This is a genomic window from Stenotrophomonas sp. Steno-C18 (genome assembly GCF_056393195.1).
Genome location: NZ_JBWJOX010000003.1, coordinates 40,564 through 62,952, shown reverse-complemented (window position 1 = coordinate 62,952; position 22,389 = coordinate 40,564). Strand labels below are relative to the sequence as shown.

Annotated in this window: 19 protein-coding genes; 12 read left to right on the top strand and 7 right to left on the bottom strand. The window is 67.7% G+C overall.

Annotated features, from left to right (window positions below; genetic code table 11):
* Positions 1–4: 4 nt before the first annotated feature.
* Complete coding sequence (locus tag AC06FE_RS07600; protein ID WP_478072705.1) at positions 5–1,963, bottom strand: acetyl-CoA hydrolase/transferase C-terminal domain-containing protein; 1,959 nt, start codon at positions 1,961–1,963, stop codon at positions 5–7.
* Positions 1,964–2,084: 121 nt separating this feature from the next.
* Here AC06FE_RS07600 and AC06FE_RS07595 point away from each other — a divergent pair, with 121 nt between their 5' ends.
* The 3 genes from AC06FE_RS07595 to AC06FE_RS07585 are packed head-to-tail and all read left to right on the top strand — an operon-like array spanning position 2,085 to position 4,550.
* Entirely contained in the window at positions 2,085–2,456 is a 372-nt protein-coding gene (locus tag AC06FE_RS07595; protein ID WP_132866204.1) for a BlaI/MecI/CopY family transcriptional regulator, read from the top strand.
* Entirely contained in the window at positions 2,443–3,978 is a 1,536-nt protein-coding gene (locus AC06FE_RS07590) for a TonB family protein (protein ID WP_478072704.1), read from the top strand. The genes AC06FE_RS07595 and AC06FE_RS07590 overlap by 14 nt, the downstream gene beginning before the upstream one ends.
* Before the next feature lie 2 nt (positions 3,979–3,980).
* A complete protein-coding gene (locus tag AC06FE_RS07585; RefSeq protein WP_478072703.1) occupies positions 3,981–4,550 on the top strand; it encodes a hypothetical protein in 570 nt (189 codons plus the stop codon).
* Between the two features lie 48 nt (positions 4,551–4,598).
* Here AC06FE_RS07585 and AC06FE_RS07580 read toward each other — a convergent pair whose 3' ends face one another.
* Together AC06FE_RS07580 and AC06FE_RS07575 are read right to left on the bottom strand one after the other, a co-directional pair.
* Positions 4,599–5,417, bottom strand: coding sequence for a S1/P1 nuclease (locus tag AC06FE_RS07580; RefSeq protein ID WP_313251966.1), 819 nt, complete (start codon positions 5,415–5,417; stop codon positions 4,599–4,601).
* Positions 5,418–5,522: 105 nt separating this feature from the next.
* Positions 5,523–6,167, bottom strand: a complete 645-nt coding sequence (locus tag AC06FE_RS07575; RefSeq protein WP_132865437.1) for an OmpW/AlkL family protein — start codon at positions 6,165–6,167, stop codon at positions 5,523–5,525.
* 211 nt (positions 6,168–6,378) lie between these two features.
* Between AC06FE_RS07575 and gap the strand changes: the two genes are divergently transcribed.
* Positions 6,379–7,380 (top strand): type I glyceraldehyde-3-phosphate dehydrogenase, encoded by a 1,002-nt coding sequence (gene gap / locus AC06FE_RS07570; protein WP_192287497.1) that lies wholly within the window; start codon positions 6,379–6,381, stop codon positions 7,378–7,380.
* A 125-nt stretch (positions 7,381–7,505) separates the two neighbouring features.
* On the opposite strand, the gene AC06FE_RS07565 is transcribed toward gap, so the two are convergent.
* Positions 7,506–8,546 (bottom strand): pirin family protein, encoded by a 1,041-nt coding sequence (locus AC06FE_RS07565; protein WP_478072702.1) that lies wholly within the window; start codon positions 8,544–8,546, stop codon positions 7,506–7,508.
* 112 nt (positions 8,547–8,658) lie between these two features.
* Here AC06FE_RS07565 and AC06FE_RS07560 point away from each other — a divergent pair, with 112 nt between their 5' ends.
* The 3 genes from AC06FE_RS07560 (at position 8,659) to AC06FE_RS07550 (ending at position 13,254) form a co-directional block, all read left to right on the top strand.
* On the top strand, positions 8,659–9,066 hold the full coding sequence (locus AC06FE_RS07560; RefSeq protein ID WP_478072701.1) for a winged helix-turn-helix transcriptional regulator: 408 nt from the start codon (positions 8,659–8,661) through the stop codon (positions 9,064–9,066).
* Between the two features lie 97 nt (positions 9,067–9,163).
* Positions 9,164–11,878, top strand: a complete 2,715-nt coding sequence (locus AC06FE_RS07555) for a DUF2339 domain-containing protein (protein ID WP_478072700.1) — start codon at positions 9,164–9,166, stop codon at positions 11,876–11,878.
* Positions 11,875–13,254 (top strand): DUF3999 domain-containing protein, encoded by a 1,380-nt coding sequence (locus tag AC06FE_RS07550; protein WP_478072699.1) that lies wholly within the window; start codon positions 11,875–11,877, stop codon positions 13,252–13,254. The genes AC06FE_RS07555 and AC06FE_RS07550 overlap by 4 nt, the downstream gene beginning before the upstream one ends.
* A 256-nt stretch (positions 13,255–13,510) precedes the next feature.
* Here the strand turns inward: AC06FE_RS07550 and AC06FE_RS07545 are convergent, their stop codons facing one another.
* Positions 13,511–14,071, bottom strand: coding sequence for a GNAT family N-acetyltransferase (locus tag AC06FE_RS07545; RefSeq protein WP_478072698.1), 561 nt, complete (start codon positions 14,069–14,071; stop codon positions 13,511–13,513).
* 81 nt (positions 14,072–14,152) lie between these two features.
* Between AC06FE_RS07545 and AC06FE_RS07540 the strand changes: the two genes are divergently transcribed.
* The 5 genes from AC06FE_RS07540 to AC06FE_RS07520 all read left to right on the top strand — a co-directional run bounded on the left by AC06FE_RS07540 (position 14,153) and on the right by AC06FE_RS07520 (position 20,552).
* Entirely contained in the window at positions 14,153–15,331 is a 1,179-nt protein-coding gene (locus AC06FE_RS07540; RefSeq protein WP_446540102.1) for a phosphoglycerate kinase, read from the top strand.
* Positions 15,328–15,972 carry an HAD hydrolase-like protein gene (locus AC06FE_RS07535; RefSeq protein WP_323439190.1) on the top strand — a complete coding sequence of 215 codons (645 nt, stop codon included), beginning with the start codon at positions 15,328–15,330 and terminating at the stop codon, positions 15,970–15,972. Before AC06FE_RS07540 ends, AC06FE_RS07535 begins: the two co-directional genes overlap by 4 nt.
* 355 nt (positions 15,973–16,327) lie before the next feature.
* Entirely contained in the window at positions 16,328–17,794 is a 1,467-nt protein-coding gene (gene pyk / locus AC06FE_RS07530) for a pyruvate kinase (protein WP_192287489.1), read from the top strand.
* A gap of 165 nt (positions 17,795–17,959) precedes the next feature.
* Complete coding sequence (locus tag AC06FE_RS07525) at positions 17,960–18,964, top strand: class I fructose-bisphosphate aldolase (RefSeq protein ID WP_132865427.1); 1,005 nt, start codon at positions 17,960–17,962, stop codon at positions 18,962–18,964.
* Positions 18,965–19,226: 262 nt separating this feature from the next.
* Positions 19,227–20,552, top strand: coding sequence for a M1 family metallopeptidase (locus tag AC06FE_RS07520; RefSeq protein WP_478072697.1), 1,326 nt, complete (start codon positions 19,227–19,229; stop codon positions 20,550–20,552).
* A 112-nt stretch (positions 20,553–20,664) separates the two neighbouring features.
* Here AC06FE_RS07520 and AC06FE_RS07515 read toward each other — a convergent pair whose 3' ends face one another.
* Both AC06FE_RS07515 and cysK read right to left on the bottom strand, forming a co-directional pair.
* Complete coding sequence (locus tag AC06FE_RS07515) at positions 20,665–21,249, bottom strand: O-acetyl-ADP-ribose deacetylase (protein ID WP_478072696.1); 585 nt, start codon at positions 21,247–21,249, stop codon at positions 20,665–20,667.
* A gap of 177 nt (positions 21,250–21,426) precedes the next feature.
* The gene (gene cysK / locus AC06FE_RS07510) at positions 21,427–22,386 is read right to left on the bottom strand and encodes a cysteine synthase A (protein ID WP_478072694.1); all 960 of its coding nucleotides are present in this window, start codon (positions 22,384–22,386) and stop codon (positions 21,427–21,429) included.
* Positions 22,387–22,389: the final 3 nt, after the last annotated feature.

Below are 22,389 nucleotides of genomic sequence, written 5' to 3'. Positions count from 1 at the left end.
GGCATCAACCCGCGCGCAGCGTGCGGGCCAGTCCCAGCCGCAGCAGTCGTGCGTTGAGTCGGTCGCCGAGTGTGCCGGGCGTGTCCAATCCCATCCGCTGCAGGTACATCGCATCGTTGTCGCCGGTGGCCTGGGCCATCGCTGCCATGACGGTGCGCAGCTTGGCCTTGGGGGTGGCGGTGCTGGCCTTGAGCCAGGTCAATGCGCGCAGCAGGTCTTGTTCGATGGCGGTGAAATCGCTGCCCAACGGATAGTCCGGCAGGCCGCCATCGGCGCGGAACGGCGCCAGCACCGCAGCGAGGGTATCGCCACGATTGCGCCGCCACGATGGCGGCGCGGTGAAGTCCGTGGCCAGCTTGCCGCTGGCCTTGGCCTGTTCGAGCAGTGCGGGTTGGAACGCCGCATCCGTGATCCCTGCCATGGCGATCACGCAGTCCTCGTCGGTGCGGTGGCGCAGGTCGGCGATGCCGTACTCATTGACGAATACGTCGCGCAGATGACGTGGGATGGTGGTGTGCCCATAGTTCCAGCGCACGTTGGAGGCCGGCTTCCCGGCCTCCTCGCGGACGGCGCGGAACATCAGCACGCTGCGCGCGTCCGGCAGCGCGTGGGCCATCGCCACGAAGTTGTACTGGCCGCCCACGCCGGATACCACGCGGCCGTCCTCCAGTGCGTCGGACACTGCTGCCCCCAGGGCGGTGGCCATCATGCAGGAGTTGAAGAAGCGCGCGTCGCGGCGCTGCAGCTGTTCCAGTGCCTCATTGCCGCCATAGAGCTGGTTGATCTCGCTGATGCGGCGCATGCCGATCGCCCGGCACTCCTCTTCGGGCAGGTGCCGAAGCCAGTCGTAGAACTCCGGCGAGCCGAGGTAGAAGGCACCGTGCAGGTACTCGCCTTCCGCCGCGAGGGTCGCATGGTCGGCGGTGTAGGCGCTGCCATTGGCCAGGCGCTGCATCAATGCCAGGTCCTCATGCACCTTGCGCCGGATCACGCCACGTTGCACCAGTACGCGGAAGCCCTCGTTGAGCATCTCGCTGCAGCCATACAGGCCGACTTCGAACGGTTCCAGGCCCCCGGCTTCGCGTACCAGCGGGTGCGTGGCCAGTGACGGGTCCAACGCGTCGATGATGGCCCGGTAGCGTGCGTTGTCGGTATGCCGCAGGACCAGTGCATGGCTGAGCGCGTCGGCCAGGGTGCCAATGCCGATCTGCAGGGTGCCGCCGTCGCGCACCAGGGCACTGGCGTACAGGCCGATGGCGTAGTCGGCATCGCTCACCGGTTGTCGTGGCAACCCGAACAGTTGCGGATACGGCCCCGGCGGGACCACCACCAGGTCGAAGAAGTCCGGGGCCACCGTGGCGCTGCCGCCCAGCCAGGGCAGTTGCGGGTCCACTTCGGCGATGAGCAGGGGGCGCGGCAGGCCGCGGCGGGCGATGGCGTCCAGCGTGTCCTGGGTGATGTCGTTGTTGCAGGACAGCGACAGCCGCCGGTTGCCTTCGCGGAATGCCACCTTCTGCACGATGACATGCGGTGCGCGCTGTGCCACCGCGTCGGCGGCATGGGTGTAGTTGAGGCTGGTGTAGCCGCACTGGGCCTGCCGCGAACCGAGCAGGGCGCCGGACTGCATGTAGAACTCCTCCACCTGCACATGGGCGGGCAGGGCGTCGCGGCGGATCGCATCGGCGTAGGCCAAACGCGGGAAATCCGTGCCGAAGTGGCGCTCGACGAACGGACGCATGAAGCGCGCCTCCAGCCCATCACCCTTGGCCATCGGCGGATTCAACGACAACGCGGTGTACAGCTGCAGCGGGCGCGCGGCATCGTTCTCGATGCGTGCATAGAGCTGGTTGAGCAGGCGATGCGGTTTGCCCAATGCCAGCGGCGCGGCGATGCGCAGGGGGCCGTCCACACGGGCCAGCAGCCAGTCGACGGCAGCATCCAGATCGGTCAGGTGTTGCGGCATGGGCACGGTTCCTGCGTGGTCGGCTGCATTACAGCACGCAGGGCCTGAATCTCCCTGTGGACGCTTGACAGGGGATTCGTTTACTCGTGTAATCGAATAAAATTTACAGGCGTAAACGATGATCCGGATCAGCGAGGCCGAAGCAGTGGTGATGCAGGTGCTGTGGGGTGACCACCCGCTCTCGGCAGATGAGGTGATGGCGCGCCTGCCCGGTGGCAACGACTGGGCCGAGGCCACGGTGAAGACACTGCTCAACCGCCTGCTCAACAAGGGCGCCATCGCCGCCGAGAAGGAGGGGCGACGTTACCTGTACTCGCCGCTCGTGCAGCGCGATGCATGGGTGCAGGAAGAGAGCCGCAGCCTGATCGATCGCCTGTTCGATGGTCGCGTCGCGCCGCTGGTCGCGCATTTCAGCCAGCACCGCAAGCTCAGCACCGAGGACGTGGCCGAACTGCGCCGCCTGCTGGAGGAGTTGGACGATGAACAGCGTTGAGCTGCTGCAGGTGCTGCTGAAGACCACGCTGTCCAGCAGTGCGGCGATGCTGCTGGTGCTGGCATTGCGCGGACCGGTGCGCCGCTGGCTGGGGGCCAGCGCGGCGTATCTGCTGTGGCTGGCGGTGCCGGTGGCGTTGGGAGCGGTGCTGCTGCCTGCGCCGCAGGTCGTGGCAACGCCGATGCTGCCAGCGGCGATGGTGGGGCCGGTCACCCAGGTGCTGGCGGCGCCGGTCCAAGCGGCACTTGGTCCGGTTGCGTGGTTGCTCGTGTGGGCCGCCGGCGTGCTGTGCATGGCGGCCGGGCTGTGGGTGCAGCAGCGGCGCTTCCTGCGTGGGCTTGGGCCGGTCGAGCGCCGCGGTGACGGCCTGTGGCAGGCGCAGGGGGCTGTCGGCCTGCCGGCCGCGATGGGCGTGCTGCGGCCGCGCATCGTGCTGCCGGCGGACTTCGAGCGCCGTTACGAGCGGTTTGAACAGCAGCTGGTGGTCCGCCATGAGCAGGTGCACCTGCGCCGCGGCGACATCCTCATCAACGCATTGTGGGCCGCGCTGCGCTGCCTGTACTGGTTCAACCCGCTGTTGCCACTGGCCGTGCGGCGCTGTCGCGAGGACCAGGAGTTTTCCTGCGACGAGCGCGTCATCGCCGGCAGCCGTGGCGCACGTCGCAGCTACGGCAACGCCATGCTGAAAACCGGGCTGGCGTTGTCCCCGTTGCCTGTGGGTTGCCATTGGCACGACCACCATCCATTGAAGGAGCGCATTGCCATGCTGAAGCGACCTGTACCCGGAAAGAAGCAATGGGCGACGATGCTGGTGGTGTCGGCGCTGTTGGCCTCGGGCCTGGGGTATGCGGCATGGGCGGCACAGCCGGCGCGCAGCACGGAGGCGGCGCCGCTGTCGTTGTATGGCGTGGTGGTGACCGCCACGCTCGATGGCACGCGGCAGACCTTTGAGCTGCGCCAGCCACTGGGACAGCCGTTCTCATTCCGCATGACCTCGGAGAAGGGCGTGGGTTGGATCGGCGAATTCACCCTGCAACCGGAGGGGAAGTTGCTGCGCCTGAGCGGGAGCCTGAAGGCCGATGGCGTGCTGGTGTCCTCGCCGATGCTGTTGATGAACGCCGAGGTGCCCGCTGGCATCCAGGTCTCCACGCCGGACGGCCGTTCGGTATGGGCGCTGGAAATGCGCGCTTCTCCGGTGGCGACGGCCAGGGATGCCGAGGTGGTGGTGATCAGCAAGCAGCAGGCGCCGCCCTCCTATCCGCTGGATGCGATGGATCAGGGCATCAGTGGCAAGGTCGTGCTGGAGATCGAGGTGGCGGCCGATGGCACGGCCACGGACGTCACGGTGGTGCAGTCGCGACCGCAAGGCGTATTCGATGCGGCCTCGATCGCGGCCGCTCGGCAATGGCGCTTCACCCCGGCGCGCCGGGACGGGCTGGCGGTTGCCGGCAAGGTGCGCGTGCCGATCTGGTTTGACCTCGACGAAGAGGTGACCCACACCGACGACGCGACGGAGGGCTGAGCATGCGTGGGGGGAGAGGTGCCGTACTGGCGCTGGTGCTGTCCGGCTGTGCTGGCCACGCGGTCGTCCAGGAACGTGAAGCGTCGAGCTACAGCGTCGACCGGCGGCTGCTGGTACCGGAAAGCGGCGCGGCAGGTGGGTCAGTCAATGCCTATACGCTGGCGGCGAGCGAGGGCTTCCGCATGCCCCGACCGGTGCAGGTGCCGTCGCCGCAGCTGCCGCAGGATCCACGGCAACCGTCACTGCCGGCCACCACGGTGTGCGTGCAGGTGATCCTGGATGCCACTGGACAGGTGCAGCGCAGTGAGCCACTGCTGGGCCATTCGGCCTGCGCGGCGGGTGCCGATCCCGCCAACCAGAGGTTGTTGCAGGCGGCCCAGGCCGCCACCGCGCGGTGGACGTTCGTGCCGGCGGCACGGTGCCACTTTCCCGCCGGTGTATCGCCGCGTGCGGCGGATGACTGCAGCGGCGCGACGCGCATCGAGGAAGTGCCGGTGACCTTGGCCTATGCCTTCACCTTTGAGGTGATCGAAGGCAGGACGGTGGTGCGCAGCCAGTCGGGCGTGCGCTGAGGCGATGTTCCCGGCGGCGGGCGGCCGCCGGGGAACGGGCACTGGTGATCAGTGCCTGTCGAGCAGGTCGTTCAACAGGGCCGCCAGGCGTTCGCCGGCCAGGCGGACCTGCGCTTCGGCCACGGGGCGCCAGGTGGCGGCGTACTCCTCGCCGACCTTGCGGGTGTCCGGGTACACGCCCTTGCGGGTGGCCAGCCTGCAGGACTGCTCGGCCCAGCGCGTGGCATCGCGCTGCAGTTGCGGGCGCCCGACGTCGCGCGGGGCGGGCAGGGCTTCAAGCCGCTCCAGGAACTGGTCGTCGTTCAACTGCAGCGGGTAGAACATGCCGCTGTCCCACACCGAATGCAGGTTGGTGCCGCGTCCGTTGAACTGCAACTGATAGGTGTTGCCACCGCGGTCATGGCCGTAGCCGGCATGCATGGGCTGGTGCACGTCGCCGGCCAGGTGCACGACGAACTTCAGCGCCTGCAGGCGCTCGGCGTCGGACTTGCTCGGGTCGGCCAGGATCTGCGACTGCGCCTTGAGTGCTTCGACCACGCAGTTGCCGTTCGGGCAGTGCTTGGGCGGGTCGTAGTCGCAGCCTTCCTCGGCCATGTTGATGTAGTGCCAGCCGGCCGAGCGGCGGCCCAGGCCGGGGTCCTGCGAACGCAGGTCATCGGCCCACGGGGCGATGCTGGACAGCGTGGCGCCGGGTTCGGTGGCCAGCAGGCGATCCACCTCGGCCCTGGCCTGCGGGTCCAGGCGGGTTTCGGCCACGCGCGCGACCAGTCGATGGCCTTGTGCGCCCCAGGCAAGGGCGTGGCCGGGCAGCAGGGCGGTGAAGGCGACAGCCAGGAGGGAAACGGAGAGTCGGTACGGCTTGTTCATCGGCGCATTCTAGCGGCAGCCGATGGCCGGGCAGCATGCCGTTCATGGCAGAACGCCCTCCCGGCAAGGCCGGGAGGGCGTGGGTACGGCAGGTTCCGGTGTGGCTCAGAACTTGAAGACGTAGGCCATGCCGTAGACCAGCGGGTCGACCTTGGCGGTCCCCAGCGTGTTGCCGTTGACCTTGACCTTGGAGTCGATGTCGGCCCAGCGCAGGTCCACGCGCAGCGCGCCCTTCTCGCTCAAGGCGAAGTCCAGGCCGGCGTGCGCGGCCAGGCCCCAGGAGTCCTCCAGCTTCAGCTTGGTGCCGGCCAGGGCACCCTTGCTGTCGGTGCTGAAGAACTTGGTGTAGTTCACGCCCAGGCCAACGAACGGGGTGACCTTGCTGCTGTTGGCGAAGTGGTACTGCAGCGAGACGACCGGCGGCAGCTGCTTGGTCTCGCCGACCTTGCCGACGCCGTCGATGCTGATTTCGTGCTTGAACGGCAGGGCGCCCAGCACTTCGATGCCCACGTTGTCGGCGACGAAGTACTCGAAGGTGACGGTCGGGCGGACGCTGCTGTCGACCTTGGTCGGCAGGGCGCCCAGGCCCAGGGCGGCGCCGTTGAGGTCACCGGCATCGGACTTCGGGTCGACGGCGTGCACGCCGACGCCCAGCGTCCAGTCACCCTTGGACTGGGCCATGGCGGGAGCGGCGGCCAGGGCCATGGCGGCGGCCAGGCCGGAGAGCAACAGGGCGGAGGTCTTGCGCATGTTGTAATTCCGTTACGTGGTGGAGGTGGCGCCAGTGTCCGGGGCGCACCGCCGAGGCGCTTTGATCCTGATCAAACAGCCGTTTGCACTCAGCTGGCGGTCATCTGGCCGCGCTCCCCGCAGCGCCACGGCCGGGGGGCCGCACCTGTTAGAATGGCGGCCCCTTTCAACCCCCGCCGCAACGGGCTTGCGGCTGCAGGAGCTTGTGAACATGGCAATCAAGGTCGGCATCAACGGTTTCGGTCGCATCGGGCGCAACGTGCTGCGTTCGGCAGTGCTGAACTTCGGCAACGACATCGAGATCGTGGCCATCAACGATCTGCTCGAGCCGGATTACCTGGCCTACATGCTCAAGTACGACTCGGTGCATGGCCGTTTCAAGGCTGACGTTGCGGTCGACGGCAAGGATCTGCTGGTCAACGGCAAGAAGATCCGCCTGACCCAGGAACGCGATCCGTCCAACCTGAAGTGGGACGAAGTCGGCGTCGATGTCGTCATCGAATCCACCGGCCTGTTCCTGGACAAGGTCAGCGCGCAGAAGCACATTGATGCGGGCGCCAAGAAGGTGATCCTGTCGGCCCCGTCCAAGGACGATACGCCGATGTTCGTGTTCGGCGTCAACGACAAGACCTACGCCGGCCAGGCCATCATCTCCAACGCCTCGTGCACCACCAACTGCCTGGCCCCGCTGGCCAAGGTCATCAACGACAAGTGGGGCATCAAGCGCGGCCTGATGACCACCGTGCATGCGGCTACCGCCACCCAGAAGACCGTTGACGGCCCGTCCAACAAGGACTGGCGCGGCGGCCGCGGCATCCTGGAAAACATCATTCCGTCCTCCACCGGTGCAGCCAAGGCTGTCGGCGTGGTGATTCCGGAACTGAACAAGAAGCTTACCGGCATGAGCTTCCGCGTGCCGACCTCGGACGTGTCGGTGGTCGATCTGACCGTCGAGCTGGAAAAGGAAGCCACCTACGCCGAAATCTGCGCCGAAGTGAAGGCACAGAGCGAAGGCGCGCTGAAGGGCATCCTGGGCTACACCGAAGACAAGGTGGTCGCCACCGATTTCCGTGGCGAGACCCACACCTCGGTGTTCGACGCCGACGCCGGCATCGCGCTGGATTCCACCTTCGTCAAGCTGGTCAGCTGGTACGACAACGAGTGGGGCTACTCCAACAAGTGCCTGGAAATGGTGCGCGTGGTTGCTGCCTGACCGGCACGCTGCGTGGATGGGGAAAGGGCGCCTTGAGGGCGCCCTTTCTTTTTGCCGTCGATCAATGGTCGCCGTCGCGGGGAATGCACCGTGCCGGCCCGGGCGAGGGTGCCTTGCTGCCGGGATCAGGCGGTCGGTGGTGTATCGATGGTGTCGCTGCCGGGGTACCTGGCAAAGCGTCCCTGTCCAGCCGGATGTACCGGGCCGTAGCTGGGCCACGGCCAGCCGCCGAACTGGGTGCGCCCATAGTCGCGGCGGGCCTGTTCGATCTCCCCGGCGGTGTTCATCACGAACGGGCCATAAGCCGCTACCGGTTCGCCGATCGGCACGCCCTGCAGCAGCAGGATCCGGACCTGTTCGGTACCGGTGTTGTGCAGGGGCAGCGTGGCATCGGCGGCGACTTCCAGCAGGCGGGGGCTGGCCACGGGGCTGCCATCCACCTCCAGCTGCTGGCCGCCGTGCACATACAGCGTGCGCCGGGTGCCGGTGCCGGTCGCGGCTGGCAGGGTCAAGGTCGCTCCCGGCTGCAGCAGGATCTGCCAGATGGCGACGTCGGCGTCCGGGTTGGCAGCCCAGGAGTTGCGCGCCGGCGCCAGCGGCACGATGGCGGCCTGTGCCGACTCCTGCGGCTGGTAGCGGCCAGCCACGACCTTGACCGCCGCACCTTCATGGCGGTACCACGGGACCTGTTCGCCCCACAGCATCACGAACTCCGGGTCGGTCATCTTGTTGCGCGGCGGCAGGTTCAACCAGATCTGGTAGAGGTCCAGCGGGTTGGGTTGCCCGCGCTCGCGCAGCGGGAACATCTCCGAGTGCTGCACGCCGCGGCCGGTGGTGAGCCACTGCACGTCGCCGTCGCCATAGCGCGCGGTGGCACCGAGCGAGTCGGCATGGTCGACCAGCCCCTGCGGCACCATGGTGACGGTCTCGAAGCCGCGATGCGGGTGGGCCGGGAAACCGGGCACGGTGACGCCGTGGTACATGCTCCAGCCGTCCTTGCCACTGAAGTCCTGGCCCAGTTCACGCCCGCCGAGCTGGCGCATGTCCACGCCCTGCTCGGCGGTGGCCGCAGGGTAGTGGTCCAGGTGGTGCATGCAGAACAGGAACGGGTCGGTGCCGGGCCAGGGGCGGCCGAGCGGCTCGTTGCGGAGGATTAGGTCGGACATGGGAACTCCTTTGCGCGGATGCGGGACGCGGGGCCCGGCGTACTTGGCGGCCGAGCCATCGGCATGGTCTATTGATGGGGCGCACGGTTCGGCGGCACAAGGAGGCACGTTGATGGCAGCTACTCACACCGGTGATACCGTGCGCGGCCGCGAGCAGGGGGCGGCGTACTGCCAACAGATGCGCCTGCTGCTGGAACGGGTCGGTGAGCGCTGGAGCCTGCTGGCGGTGATCGCCCTGCGGGCGCAGGCGCTGCGTTTCAACGCATTGCGCCGCGAGCTGCAGGGCATCTCGCCGCGGATGCTGGCGCGTACCTTGAAGGCGCTGGAACGCGATGGCCTGGTCAGCCGCACGGTGCATCCCACCGTGCCGCCGCAGGTGGACTACGCCTTGACCGCCCTGGGGCGTTCACTGTTGCAGCCGGTGGATGCGCTGCTGCACTGGGCCGATGAACACCGGGAGGTGATGGATGCGGCGCGCCGCGACTTCGATGCCCGGGAGGCGGTGGCTGCGGCGACTTGAGGGATGTTATCTACGCGTGAAGTAGTCGCGTGACGGCTTGCGTTTCCCAAGCGCGTGATTAAGGTGGTGCGGCACCTGACGGGGTACAAGGACGGTAATGGAAGAGATACTGTGGTTGTTCGGGATCCTGCTGCTGATCGTGGTGCTGGCGATGCCGGTGCTGCTGTTGATCGCGCTGGTGTCGGTGTCCTCGCTCAAGCGCAGGGTCGCGGCGCTGGAGGCGGTATTGGCAGCGCAGGGGCCGGCGTCCGCCACCGAGGCAGAGCGGCCCTACGGCTGGATGCAACCCGACGCATTCGAGGAGCTAGCCACGCAGCTGCCGGAGGCCATCCCCGAAACGGCGCCGGCCGTGGCAGCGCCGCCGCTCGACGTGACGTCGGCGGCTCCCGCACCACCGCCCTTGCCGGAGCCGGTCCGCGTGTCTGCGGCACCGGTAGAGCCGATCCCGGAACCAACCCCGGAGCCGAGACGCGCGCCGGCCGCGCCCTCCGGGCCCAATTTCATCGAACGTGGCATCGAACGTGTCCGCCAGTGGTTCACCAGCGGCAATGTGCCGGTCAAGGTGGGCATGCTGGTGTTGCTGGCCGGTGTCGCGGCGTTGCTCAAGTACGCCAGTGACCAGGGCTGGGTGAGCATCTCCGCGCAGATGCGCCTGGTGGCGGTCAGTGTGGCGGCCCTGGTCGGGCTGGTCTTCGCCTGGCGCAAGCGTGAAATCCACCGGACATTCGCCCTGGCGCTGCAGGGGGGCAGCATCGGCATATTGCTGTTGACCGTGTTTGCGGCGTTCAAGATCTACGGCTTCATCGATGCGGTGCCCGCGTTCCTGATCAGCGTGGTGTTGATCGCCGGGCTGTCGGTGATGGCGGTGCTGCAGGAGTCACGTACGTTGGCCATCCTGGGGGTGCTGGCCGGGTTCATGGCGCCGATCTGGCTGTCCAGCAACAGTGGCAACCACGTGGGCCTGTTCTCGTACTACGCGCTGCTTAACGCCGGCATCTTCGCCATCGCCTGGGTACGCCCGTGGCGCATCCTCAACCTGCTGGGCTTCGCCTTCACCTGGGGCATCGGCACGCTGTGGGGCGTGCTGCAGTACGCACCGGCCAAGTTCAACAGCACCCAGCCGTTCCTGGTGCTGTTCTTCGTGTTCTACCTGCTGCTGCCCTTGCTGTATGCACGCAAGGCAAGCACGCCGGGCAGCGCCCGCATCGATGGTTGCCTGTTGTTCGGCACGCCGTTGATCGCGTTCTCGCTGCAGGCAGGGTTGCTGCAGGGCGAGCGCATGCCGCTGGCGTTGTGCGCGCTGGGCGTGGCGGTGGTGTATGCGCTGCTGGCCAAGGCGCTGATCCACAAGGAGCGCCTGGACGTGCTGGCGCGCGGTTACGCGATCCTGGCGGTGGGCTTTGCGACGTTGGCGGTGCCGCTGGCCTTGTCCGCGCGCGTCACCGCTTCGGTGTTCGCGCTGGAGGGGGCCGGCCTGGTGTGGCTGGGGCTCATGCAGGACCGCAGGCTCGCGCGCTGGACCGGTATCGGCCTGCAGGTGCTGGCCGGCGGCGCGCTGCTCATCGGTGCGGGTAATGCCTATGGCTATGGCACTCTGGCCATCGCTAACGCGACCTTCATGGGGGCGTTGCTGATCGCGCTGGCTGGCTTGGCCACCGCCTGGTTGTACCGCGGTGCAGGTCGCCTGCCGGTGGCCATCGCTGCCTACGGCTGGGGCCTGCTCTGGTGGCTGGGCAATCTGCTCCACGAGAACGACCAGCATGTGGCGTGGAGCAGCCGTCTGCACGTGGCCTTGCTGGTGTTCGGCGTGACCGGTTGGCTGGCCGCCGAAGTACAGCGGCGTGCGCCGGCCCTGCTGTTGTCGTTGACCACGCTGGGATGCCTGGTGGTCGCGTTCCCGTTGGCATTCCTGCAGGTCGACAACTACGGCCAGCCGTTTGCCGGATACGGGCTCTGGGCCTGGCTGGTGTTCGCGGTGCTCGGCATCCGCAGCCTGTTGTGCCTGCGTGCCGGCAGCGGCGTGATCGCGGGCCTGGCGCAGTTGGCGTGGTGGCTGTTGTGGCCGACCGTGCTGTCGCTGCTGGCCTGGCACATCGGCGAGCGTTTCACGCTGGCCGAAGGCTGGGTCGGGCTGCTGCTGGCATCGCCCTGGTTGCTGCTCGGCCTGGTGTCGCTGCGTCGCTGGAACTGGCTGGCGCAACCGTTGGGCGAGGCTTTCGGTCGCTACCGCCTGGCATTGCAGGCGGCGGTGTTCGGCGTGCTTGGCCTGTGGTGGCTGGGCTCGCTGGCCAGCGCCGGCAACGCCGCGCCGCTACCCTGGATCGTGCTGTTCAATCCGTTGGAGCTGGCCGAGGTCGCAGTGCTGGTGCTGGTCGCCATGCGCGTGTGGCAGGGCCGTGACGGACATGCGCCGCCGGCGCAGCTGGTGGGGATGGCCGTCGCCGCGTTGGTGCTGGTGACGGTGATGACCCTGCGCGCCGTGCATCAGTGGGGCGGTGAGCCGTGGAGTGATCGTCTGCTTGGCACCCAGCTGGCGCAGACCAGCCTGACCGTGGTGTGGAGCCTGCTGGGCGTGGTGGGCTGGGTATCCGGCTCGCGGCGTGGGCAATGGGGGCTGTGGCTGGCCGGCGCGATCCTGATGGGCGTAGTGCTGGCCAAGCTGCTGCTGGTCGATCGTGGCAACCTCGGCGACCTGCTGGGCATTGGCGCGTTCATCGCCTATGGCCTGCTGTGCACCCTGGTGGGCTGGCTGGCCCCGGCACCGCCGCGACGCGCGGCAGCGACGAACAACAACGAGGAAGTATCCGCATGATCAAGCGTCTGCTGTGGCTGGCCCTATTGCCGATGGGCGCGCAGGCTGCCGACGATTTCGCCCGGCAATGGCCGTTGCAGTTGTCCCAGCCGGACGCGGGCGCGTACCGGGTGTCGCTGGATGCCTCCGTGTATGCCGCCGCGCACTGGCGCGACCTGCGCGATGTACGCGTGCTCGATGCCGATGGCAAGCCGGTGGCCAGCGCGGTGTACGCAGCGGCCATGCCGCTGTCCGCACCGCTGCGCACGGTGGAGTTGTCCTGGTTCGCGCTGCCGGTGTCCGCAGCGACGGCGGATGATGACCTGAGCGTGGTGGTCGAGCGGGACGGCGGCGGCAAGGTGTTGTCCATCCGCAACTCGGTGGCACGGGCCGGAGAAGCGGGTAGTGCCGATCCGGTGTGGCTGGTGGACCTGGACAAGGATGCCGGCAAGCTGCGTGCATTGCAGGTTGATTGGGCGGACCCCTCGGCAACGCTCGACCTGGGCTACCGCCTGGAAGGCAGCGATGACCTGCGCGGCTGGCAGGTGCTGGATCCGCAGGTGCGGCTGGTGCAGTTGAACAACCAGGGCCGTGCCCTGCGCAACACCACCATCAAGGTCGAGAGCGGCCTGCGCTACCTGCGGCTGGTGCCACTGCAGCGGCACGGTGCGCCGGCCCTGCGCGGCCTGCGCGGTGAGATGGCCGACATGGTCGACGCCGGCGACTGGCAATGGCAGGTCCTGCAGGCGCAATCCGGTGGCAACGCCCGTGACGGCTATCTGTACACGCTCAAGGGACGCCTGCCGGTGCAGCGGCTGGATGTGGTGATGCCGGCCAACAGTGCGGTGAGCTGGACGGTTTCCAGTCGCGACCTGGACCGCACCGGCGCGGACGGCCAGACCCCGCACTGGCAGACCCTGACCCAGGGTTGGAATGCGTGGAACCTGAGCGAAGGCGGCCAGCAGCAGCGCTCGGCCCCGCTGGAGACCTCCGGGACGGTTACGGACCGCGAATGGCGCCTGCAGGCAGAGCCCGGTTCGGAGCCGGCGCAGGCCCCGGAGCTGCGATTGGGCTACCGCCCGGGCAGCGTGATGTTCCTGGCGCAGGGCAGGGCGCCGTACCTGCTGGTGGCGGGCAGCGCGAACGTGGGCCAGGCGCAGGCCGCGCTCGACCCGATGCTGGATGCGCTGCGCGCACGCAACGGCCAGCAGTGGCAACCGGCTGCGGCAAGCCTGGGGGCGCAGGCGCAGCGTGCAGGTGACGCGGCGTACCAGCCGGCTCAGACGCCGCGCGACTGGAAGAACCTCGTGCTATGGGCCGTGCTGGTGTTGGGGGCGTTGGTGGTGGCCGGGTTTGCGCTCAGCCTGATCCGCAGTGGTCAGGCCGGAAAGCAGTGAGAGGTGGCGCTTGCCGGTTTGCTGGATCGCAGGGCTTTTGCTTTTGAAGGCTACCCCTCCCCAGCCCTCCCCTTGGCTGCGCCAAAGGGAGGGGGCCAGGAGCGGCTTCTGCTGTGGCCGGACAGTGCTGCGACCCGACAGCTCACGCGGAACCGCCCCCTCCCTTTGGCGCCGCCAAGGGGAGGGCTGGGGAGGGGTAGGCTCCACTCCTGCAGCAACCGCAGCGCCATGAAGCATCGCATCGGCGCGTTGCGGGTCATTCCCCGCGCCTGAAGTCCCGTTCCAGCAGCCCATACAGCGCCGTATCGGTGATCTCGCCGTTGACGCGCCAGCGCTCACGCAACACGCCTTCGCGCACGAAGCCAAGCGTTTCCACCAGCCGGCACGAGGCTGCGTTGCGTGGGTCGATGTCCGCTTCCAGCCGCCGCAGTTCAAGCACATCGAACAGGTAGGGCACGATCAGCCGCATCGCTTCCACTGCCAGCCCTTGCCCCTGCCGGTCACGGCGCAGGCTGTAGCCGATCTCGGCGCGGCCCTGGTCGCGGTTCAGCGCGAAGGCAACGGCGGTGCCGATCAACTGGTCGCTCGCCTTGTCCGCGATCGCCCAGATCAGTATTTCCTGCTCGCGCCGTTGGCTCAGGATGTCGGCCACTTTCTGCTCGGCCTGTGCCAGTTCGGTCCAGGCCGGGTAGCTCCAGTAGCGCATCACCACCGGGTCGGAATGGATGTCGTACAGGGCCGCGGCGTCGTCCTGGCGGACCTCGCGCAGGCGCAGGCGGCTGCTGTGCAGTTCAGGTTGGGGCAGCGGTATCTGCATCGGAACGAATCCCGGGTTTGCCCCGGTTGCCGGGGCGGGCGAAAATGGGGGTTTCCTAACCCCTGCGGAGCAGATACTGCCATGTCCATCGTTCGCATGACCGACCTCGATCTTTCCGGCAAGCGTGTCCTGATCCGCCAGGATCTGAACGTGCCGATCGACGAGAACGGCAGGATCACCTCCGAGCAGCGCATCACTGCCTCGCTGCCGACGCTGAAGCTGGCGCTGGAAAAGGGCGCCGCGGTGCTGGTCACCTCGCACCTGGGCCGCCCGAAGGAAGGCGTGTGGAGCCAGGCCGATTCGCTGGCACCGGTCGCCACGCGGCTATCCGAACTGCTGGGCGTGGACGTGCCGCTGGTCAAGGACTGGGTGGACGGCGTGGATGTGGCCCCGGGCAAGATCGTGCTGCTGGAAAACTGCCGCATGAACGTGGGCGAGGGCAAGGACGACGAAGCGCTGTCGAAGAAGTACGCCGCGCTCTGCGACGTGTTCGTGATGGATGCCTTCGGCACCGCGCACCGTGCGCAGGCGTCCACGCATGGCGTGATCCGCTTCGCACCGGTTGCCGCCGGTGGCCCGCTGTTGATGGCCGAGCTGGATGCGCTGGACAAGGCGTTGGCCAACCCGGCCCGTCCGCTGCTGGCCATCGTCGCCGGTTCCAAGGTGTCGACCAAGCTGGAGCTGCTGTCCAGCCTGGTGAGCAAGGTGGACCAGCTGATCGTTGGTGGTGGCATCGCCAACACCTTCATCGCGGCCGAAGGCCATGGCGTGGGCAAGTCGCTGGTCGAGAACGACCTGCTCGACACCGCGCGCAACATCGACGCCGCGGCCAAGGCGCGCGGCGCCGAAATCCCGCTGCCGGTCGACGTGGTGGTCGCACCGGCGTTCGCCGCCGACGCGCCGGCCACGGTCAAGGCGGTCGATGCGGTGGGTGCCGACGACATGATCCTGGACATCGGCCCGAAGACCGCCGAGCAGTACGCCGCACTGATCGCCAAGGCCGGTACCGTGGTCTGGAACGGCCCGGTTGGCGTGTTCGAGTTCGACGCGTTCGGCAAGGGCACCGAGGCACTGGCCCGCGCCATCGCCAGCTCGCAGGCGTTCTCCATCGCCGGCGGTGGTGACACCCTGGCCGCCGTGGACAAGTACGGCATCGCCAAGGAAGTGAGCTACATCTCCACCGGCGGCGGCGCGTTCCTGGAGTTCCTGGAAGGCAAGACCCTGCCGGCGGTGGCCGCGCTGGAGGCCCGCGGTCAGTGAGCCGGGATGTGTTCTTCTTCGATCTGGACGGCACGCTGATTGATTCGGCCGTCGGGATCACCCGCTGCGTGGCCTACGCACTGGAGAAGATGCAGCAACCGGTTCCGCCGGAGGCCGCGCTGCGCAAGTGGATCGGCCCGTCGCTGCGCACCAGCTTCGGCCCGCTGTTCAATGATGCGCAGCGCGTGGAGCAGGCAGTGGAGCTGTACCGCGAGCGCTTCGAAGTGCTTGGCTGGCAGGAGCACGATATCTACGCCGGTATCGGTGAGGTCGTGCAGGGCCTGCACGCGGCCGGGCATCGCCTGGCCGTGGTCACCGCCAAGAACGAACCGCATGCCCAGCGCATCATCGAGCACCTGCCGTTTGGCGGTTGCTTCGAGGACGTCATCGGTGCCACGCCGGACGGCTCGCGCAGCGACAAGCCGCAGTTGATTGCCGAGGCCCTGCAGCGGCTGTCATTGGCGCCGGCGCAATGCTGGATGATCGGTGACCGCCGCATGGACATCGAAGGCGCGCGTCACCACGGCATGCGCAATGTCGGTGTGCTGTGGGGTTTCGGCGGCCGTGAGGAACTGCTCGCCGCCGGGGCAGGGCGGTTGGCGGAGACGCCGGACGAACTGGCTGCGGTACTGCACGGTTGAACGAACGCACAGGCCCCGCTTCGCGGGGCCTGTGCATTTCAGGGCAGGGTTCCCCCGGGGCGTTGCGTTCCGCCCGCGGGCACGGCGCAGCCTGTCCCGTCTGTCCGGTGGGGATGTCCCTTCTCCGCCACGCAGCGGCCCGGACATCGCCGCATCATTGCGCCATCATGTTCCCGGTGCATGCAGCTCGGGACAGCGATGGGACCCGCGTTGTCATGCCGTACGGTATGTCCAGACAGGCTGTCCCAGCTGTCTTTGGGACAGTGCAGAAAGTGTCTTATGAAATCGTATGCGACATCGTTGTCATGCAATGGATGTGCTACTTTCGGCGGCTTCGATAGGGAGACTTCGCACAATGCTTGAACGTCAGCGCCGCACCAAGATTCTTGCCACCCTCGGCCCTGCGACCGATGCGCCAGGGGTACTGGATGAGCTGTTCCGCGCTGGCGTCAACGTGGTCCGCCTGAACTTCTCCCACGGCGATCCGTCCGGCCAGGCCAAGCGCGCCGCCGAGGTCCGCGCCGCCGCGCAGCGCGTGGGCGTGGAAGTGGGCATCCTGGCCGACCTGCCGGGCCCGAAGATCCGCATCGAACGCTTTGCCGAAGGCAAGGTCACGCTCAAGGCGGGCGACCGCTTCGACCTGATCGCCAGCAGCAGCGCGCCGTCCGGCGATGCCAGCCAGGTGGGCGTGAGCTACCTGGGGCTGCCGCAGGACGTGGGCCCGGGTGACGTGCTGCTGCTTGATGACGGCCTGATGCAGCTGCAGGTGGTCGAAGTGCAGGGCGAGCGCATCATCAACACCGTGCTCAACGATGGCGTGTTGTCCGACCGCAAGGGCCTGAACAAGCAGGGCGGCGGCCTGTCGCTGGGCGCGCTGACCGAGCGTGACAAGGAACTGATCGGCATCGTCGCCAAGATCGGCGTGGACTTCATCGCCGTCTCGTTCTGCCGCAATGCGCAGGACATGAACGACGCACGCGCGATCGCCCAGCAGCATGGCTGCGACGCGGCGCTGGTGTCCAAGATCGAGCGCACCGAAGCCATCGAGAACCTGGAGGAGATCGTCGAGGCCAGCGACGTGGTGATGGTGGCCCGCGGCGACCTGGGCGTGGAAATCGGCGATGCCGAGCTGCCGGGCCTGCAGAAGAAGATCATCAAGGCCTCGCTGGCGCAGAACAAGGTGGTGATCACCGCCACGCAGATGCTGCAGTCGATGGTGGAAAGCCCGATCCCGACCCGCGCCGAAGTGCTGGACGTGGCCAACTCGGTCATCGACGGCACCGATGCGGTGATGCTGTCGGCCGAAACCGCGGCCGGCGCCTACCCGGTCAAGGCGGTCGAGGCGATGGCCCGCATCTGCCTGGGCGCCGAACGCCAGTTCCAGACCGAAACCGACTTCAACGCCTCGCCGCGCAACCTGGAGCGCGCCGACCAGGCCATCGCCATGGCCACCATGTTCTTGTCCCAGCACGTGGGCGTGCGTGCCATCGTGGCGATGACCGAATCCGGTGGCACCGCGCGTTACCTGTCGCGCTTCCGTGCCAAGGCGCCGATCTACGCGGTCACCCGCCATGACGGTGCACGCCGCCAGATGGCGCTGATGCGCGATGTGTTCCCGATCAACTTCGACAGCCGTGGCCTGACCCCGCGCGAAGCCGCGCGTGGCAGCATCCGTCTGCTGGTCGAGGCCGAACAGCTGGAAGCCGGTGACCGCGTGGTGTTCACCAGTGGTGAGCACATGGAAACCCATGGCGCCACCAACACGCTGCGCCTGCTCGAAGTGGGCGCGGACGGTCGCGCCAGCGGCCTGGGCGAACTCTGATCGCGCGGGCGTGAGACAACGCCCCGGTCAGGAAGCTGATCGGGGCGGACAAGATTTGTCCTGACAGGGCGGATTGAAACCGGTTCCAGACCTTGCGGGCGGACAGCTCGCGAGCGGGCCGGGCTATAATCCGGGTTTTCCCGCACCCCTGTTACAGGAAACTCAATGAGCATCGAACTGCTGGCTGAAACCGCCCAGGCAATGGTCGCACCGGGCAAGGGCATCATCGCCATCGACGAATCCACCGGCACGATTGCCAAGCGCTTTGCCAGCGTCGGCATCGAGAACACGGAAGAGAACCGCCGTGCCTATCGCGAGCTGCTGCTGACCACGCCCAAGCTCAACGAGCACATCTCCGGCGCGATCCTGTACGACGAAACCATCCGCCAGTCGACCAAGGACGGCGTGCCGTTCGCCAAGTACATGGCCGACAACGGCATGATCCCGGGCATCAAGGTCGACAAGGGTGCGCACCCGCTGGCCGGCTGCCCGGGCGAGCTGGTCACCGAAGGCCTGGACGGCCTGCGCGAGCGCCTGCAGGAGTACTACAAGCTCGGCGCCCGCTTCGCCAAGTGGCGTGCGGTCATCAACATCGGCGAAAGCATGCCGTCGGGCACCTGCATCGAGTCCAACGCCCACGCGCTGGCCCGTTATGCCGCCCTGTGCCAGGAATGCGGCCTGGTGCCGATGGTCGAGCCGGAAGTGATCATGGACGGCGACCACGACATCGAGACCTGCTACGAAGTCACCGAAGCCACCCTGCGCTCGCTGTTCGATGCGCTGTACCAGCAGAACGTGGTGCTGGAAGGCACCATCCTGAAGGCCTCGATGGTCATCCCGGGCAAGACCTGCGACGAGCAGGTGGACGTGGAGGAAGTGGCCGAGTCGACCGTGATGTGCCTGAAGTCGACCGTGCCGGCCATCATGCCGGGCATCGTGTTCCTGTCCGGTGGTCAGAGCGACGAGCAGTCCACCGCGCACCTCAACGCCATGAACCAGCTGGGCAACCTGCCGTGGCCGCTGAGCTTCTCCTACGGCCGCGCCATGCAGCAGGCCGCGCTGAAGCTGTGGGCCAAGGACATGAAGGGCAACTACGCCGCGGCACAGAAGACCGTGTTCGAGCGCGCCAAGGAAAACGGCCAGGCGGCGCTGGGCAAGTGGAACGGCTGATCGCCGCTCCATGTTGATCGGGAACGCCGGCCTTGTGCCGGCGTTTTCGTTTCTGCTCTTTGGAAGGAAGGGCTTACCCCTCCCCAGCCCTCCCCTTGGCTGCGCCAAAGGGAGGGGGCGGTCTAGTACGATCTGTCAGGTCATCGCAGCACTCGCTTTGGGCCCCCTCCCTTTGGCGCAGCCAAGGGGAGAGCCGGGGAGGGAGAAGCCCCAGAAGCAACCTGCCCCTACAATCGCGGCTTCCCGAACAAGGCAGCAGCACATGCGCGAAGGAAAACAGCACCGGTGGTGGTTGGCACTGGCCCTGTGGTTGCCGCTGTCCGGCATCGCGGCGGAGCGGAACTTCCAGGTGCTGCATTACCAGACCATGCTGGACCTGGACATCGCCGCCGGTGAAATCCAGGGCGAACAGGTCGTGCGCTTCCGCGCCGGTGACACCCCGCTGCAGCAGCTGGAGCTGGACAGCGGCGCCTTGCAGATTGCGGTGGTACGCCAGGGCGAGGCTTCGCTGGACTTCATGCAGGGCGAAGGCAAGCTGCGCATCACCTTGCCCGCGCCACTGGCACCGGGTGAAACGTCCAGCGTGGCCTTGCGCTACCACGGCAAGCCACCGTTCGGGCTGGAGTTCGCACCCGCCCGCAACGAGGCCTACACGGTCTTCTCCACCAGCCAATGGATGCCCTCGCTGGATGCGCCGGATGCACGGGCCACGCTGGACCTTGCCCTGCGCCTGCCAGGCACCGTGCAGGCCACCGCGGTAGGCGAGGTGATGCCGTCCCGCCTGCTCGACGACGGCCGCATCGAGCGCCGCTGGCGGCTGCGCACGCCGATGCCGGGTTATGTCTATGGTTTCGCCGCCGGCCCGTACCGGCACGTGCAGCAGCGCCACGGGAGCATCGACCTGCACTTCTATTCGGTGGACCGCACCGATGCCGAGCTGGCGCAGGTGTTCGCCGCCACCGGTGACATGCTCGACTTCTTCGCCGCACGCGCCGGGCTGGCCTACAACGGCGACTATCATCAGGCCTTGGTGGCGCGCACGATCGGCCAGGAAATGGCGGGGCTGTCGCTGCTGTCCGAAGCCTATGGCAAGGAGCTGCTGGACGACCCGGGCCGGCAGGGCCTGCTGGCCCATGAGGCGGCCCACCAGTGGTGGGGCAACCGGGTGACCTGCGCGGGCTGGGAGCACTTCTGGCTCAACGAAGGCATGGCCAACTTCATGACCGCCGCGTGGCTGCAGCATGCGCAGGGCGAGGCGGCGTACCAGCAGATGGTGGCGCGTTGGGAAGCACGCATCGGCAAGCTGCGCGAGAGCGGGGCGGACCGCGCGCTGGTGTATCCGGACTGGAACAGGCCCAGCGCCGATGACCGCGCCGTGGTCTACCAGAAGGGTGCCTACGTGCTGCATCGCCTGCGCGGCGAACTGGGCGAGGCGGTGTTCTGGCAGGGGCTGCGTGCCTATACCCAGGCCAATGACGGGCGCTCGGTGGTGACCCGGGATTTCCAGCAGGCGATGGAAGCGGCGGCAGGGCGATCGCTGCAGCCGTTCTTCGATGCGTGGGTCTACGGCACCGGCGGCCAGATCTGATCGGCAGGCCGGGATGCAGTCCCGGCCTGCCCGGAATCCTCGACGGCGCATGACCGTTGCCTTCCTGTGCCGCAGGCAGGGGAAGGGCCGTTCCTGAACCGAAGGGACGGCCTCAGCCGGCCGCCAGCCCGACCAGTGGCACCAGCGGCGGTGCCGCCGGCTCGTTGCTCAGGCCTTCCCTGGCCAGCGCCTGCTGGTAGATCTTGAAGGCCGCCGCGTTGTACGCCACCAGGATGATGCGCAGCGGGTGCGGGTGGCTCTTCTGCCAGGTCATGGTTTCGGTGACGGCGATGGTCGCGGCCTGGTGCAGCGGGTAGCCGTACACCCCGCAGCTGATGGCCGGGAAGGCGATCGATTCCAGCCCCATCTGTTCGGCCAGGCGCAGCGACTGCCAATAGCAGTTGGCCAGCAGCGCGGCCTCGTCATAACGGCCGTCGCGCCACACCGGGCCGACCGCGTGGAACACATGGCGGGCCGGCAGGTTGTAGCCGTCGGTGGCGCGGACCTCGCCGGTCGGGCAGCGCACGCCCAGCCGCAGTTCCGGCAGGCGCTCGCACTCGGCCAGCAGGCCCGGGCCTGCCGTGCGATGGATGGCCCCGTCCACACCGCCGCCGCCAAGCAGGGTTTCGTTGGCCGCGTTGACGATGGCGTCAACAGCCAGTTCGGTGATGTCGCCCTGCCAGACTTCGATGCTCATGGCTGTGATCTTCCCGCTCCCTGTATGAGAAAAGTGTGACGGCACACCCGGGCGACCTGCCCGCGGCCAGTCTGCACCGGTCCCGTCTCATCGGGCGCGATTCGTCTTCACGTCGCGGGCGGCAAACACGAAGGCCGCCCGGAGGCGGCCTTCGACGGATGCATCCAGTAATGACGGTTACGGCAGACCGGCCAGCCAGTCGTCGTCCGAGCCATCGTTGACGTCGGCGAACAGCGGGGTGGAGAAGTAACGCTCGCCGGTATCCGGGGCCACCGCCAGCACCACCGAGCCGGCTTCGGCCTTGGCCGCCACTTCCAGCGCGGTGGCCACCGTGGCGCCGGAGGAGATGCCGACGAAGATGCCTTCCTCGGCGGCCAGGCGGCGCGCGATCTCGATGGCGCGCTCGTCCTGCACCGAGTAGAGCGCGTCGTAGACCTCGCGGTTGAGCACCTCCGGCACGAAGTCCGGGGTCCAGCCCTGGATCTTGTGCGGGGTGAAGTCCTTGCCGGCCAGCAGCGCGGCGCCGGCCGGCTCGGTGGCGATGATGCGGGTCTCCGGGCGGGCCAGTTTCAGCACTTCGCCAACGCCGGTCAGGGTGCCGCCGGTGCCCCAACCGCTGACGAAGTAGTCCAGCCGCTTGCCGGCGAAGTCACGCAGGATCTCGGCGGCGGTGGTCTGGCGGTGGAAGGCCGGGTTGGCCGGATTGGCGAACTGGCTGGCCAGGAACCAGCCGTGCTGCTCGGCCAGTTCCCTGGCCTTGCGCACCATGCCGCTGCCACGCTCGGCGGCCGGGGTCAGGATGACCTTGGCGCCATAGGCGCGCATCAGCTTGCGGCGCTCGACCGAGAAGGTTTCCACCATCGTGGCGACGAACTTGTAGCCGCGTGTGGCGGCGACCATGGCCAGTGCCACGCCGGTGTTGCCCGAGGTTGCCTCGACGATGGTGTCGCCGGGCTTGATCAGGCCCTTCTTCTCGGCGTCCAGGATGATGGCCAGGGCCAGGCGGTCCTTGACCGAGCCGCCCGGGTTGAACGACTCGACCTTGACGTACACATCCACACCGGCCGGCGCCAGGCGGTTGAGTTTGACTACCGGGGTATTGCCGATGGTGTCCAGAATGCTGTTGTAGATGGCCATGGG

What these genes read in the sequence shown, in the direction of transcription:
- AC06FE_RS07515 (WP_478072696.1), bottom strand. Translation starts at nt 21,249, where the DNA reads ATGAGCATCGAAGTCTGGCAGGGCGACATCACCGAACTGGCTGTTGAC.
- AC06FE_RS07560 (WP_478072701.1), top strand. Translation starts at nt 8,659, where the DNA reads ATGGCAGCTACTCACACCGGTGATACCGTGCGCGGCCGCGAGCAGGGG.
- AC06FE_RS07540 (WP_446540102.1), top strand. Translation starts at nt 14,153, where the DNA reads ATGTCCATCGTTCGCATGACCGACCTCGATCTTTCCGGCAAGCGTGTC.
- AC06FE_RS07545 (WP_478072698.1), bottom strand. Translation starts at nt 14,071, where the DNA reads ATGCAGATACCGCTGCCCCAACCTGAACTGCACAGCAGCCGCCTGCGC.
- AC06FE_RS07585 (WP_478072703.1), top strand. Translation starts at nt 3,981, where the DNA reads ATGCGTGGGGGGAGAGGTGCCGTACTGGCGCTGGTGCTGTCCGGCTGT.
- pyk (WP_192287489.1), top strand. Translation starts at nt 16,328, where the DNA reads ATGCTTGAACGTCAGCGCCGCACCAAGATTCTTGCCACCCTCGGCCCT.
- AC06FE_RS07555 (WP_478072700.1), top strand. Translation starts at nt 9,164, where the DNA reads ATGGAAGAGATACTGTGGTTGTTCGGGATCCTGCTGCTGATCGTGGTG.
- AC06FE_RS07575 (WP_132865437.1), bottom strand. Translation starts at nt 6,167, where the DNA reads ATGCGCAAGACCTCCGCCCTGTTGCTCTCCGGCCTGGCCGCCGCCATG.
- cysK (WP_478072694.1), bottom strand. Translation starts at nt 22,386, where the DNA reads ATGGCCATCTACAACAGCATTCTGGACACCATCGGCAATACCCCGGTA.
- AC06FE_RS07550 (WP_478072699.1), top strand. Translation starts at nt 11,875, where the DNA reads ATGATCAAGCGTCTGCTGTGGCTGGCCCTATTGCCGATGGGCGCGCAG.
- AC06FE_RS07525 (WP_132865427.1), top strand. Translation starts at nt 17,960, where the DNA reads ATGAGCATCGAACTGCTGGCTGAAACCGCCCAGGCAATGGTCGCACCG.
- AC06FE_RS07565 (WP_478072702.1), bottom strand. Translation starts at nt 8,546, where the DNA reads ATGTCCGACCTAATCCTCCGCAACGAGCCGCTCGGCCGCCCCTGGCCC.
- AC06FE_RS07580 (WP_313251966.1), bottom strand. Translation starts at nt 5,417, where the DNA reads ATGAACAAGCCGTACCGACTCTCCGTTTCCCTCCTGGCTGTCGCCTTC.
- AC06FE_RS07600 (WP_478072705.1), bottom strand. Translation starts at nt 1,963, where the DNA reads ATGCCGCAACACCTGACCGATCTGGATGCTGCCGTCGACTGGCTGCTG.
- gap (WP_192287497.1), top strand. Translation starts at nt 6,379, where the DNA reads ATGGCAATCAAGGTCGGCATCAACGGTTTCGGTCGCATCGGGCGCAAC.
- AC06FE_RS07590 (WP_478072704.1), top strand. Translation starts at nt 2,443, where the DNA reads ATGAACAGCGTTGAGCTGCTGCAGGTGCTGCTGAAGACCACGCTGTCC.
- AC06FE_RS07520 (WP_478072697.1), top strand. Translation starts at nt 19,227, where the DNA reads ATGCGCGAAGGAAAACAGCACCGGTGGTGGTTGGCACTGGCCCTGTGG.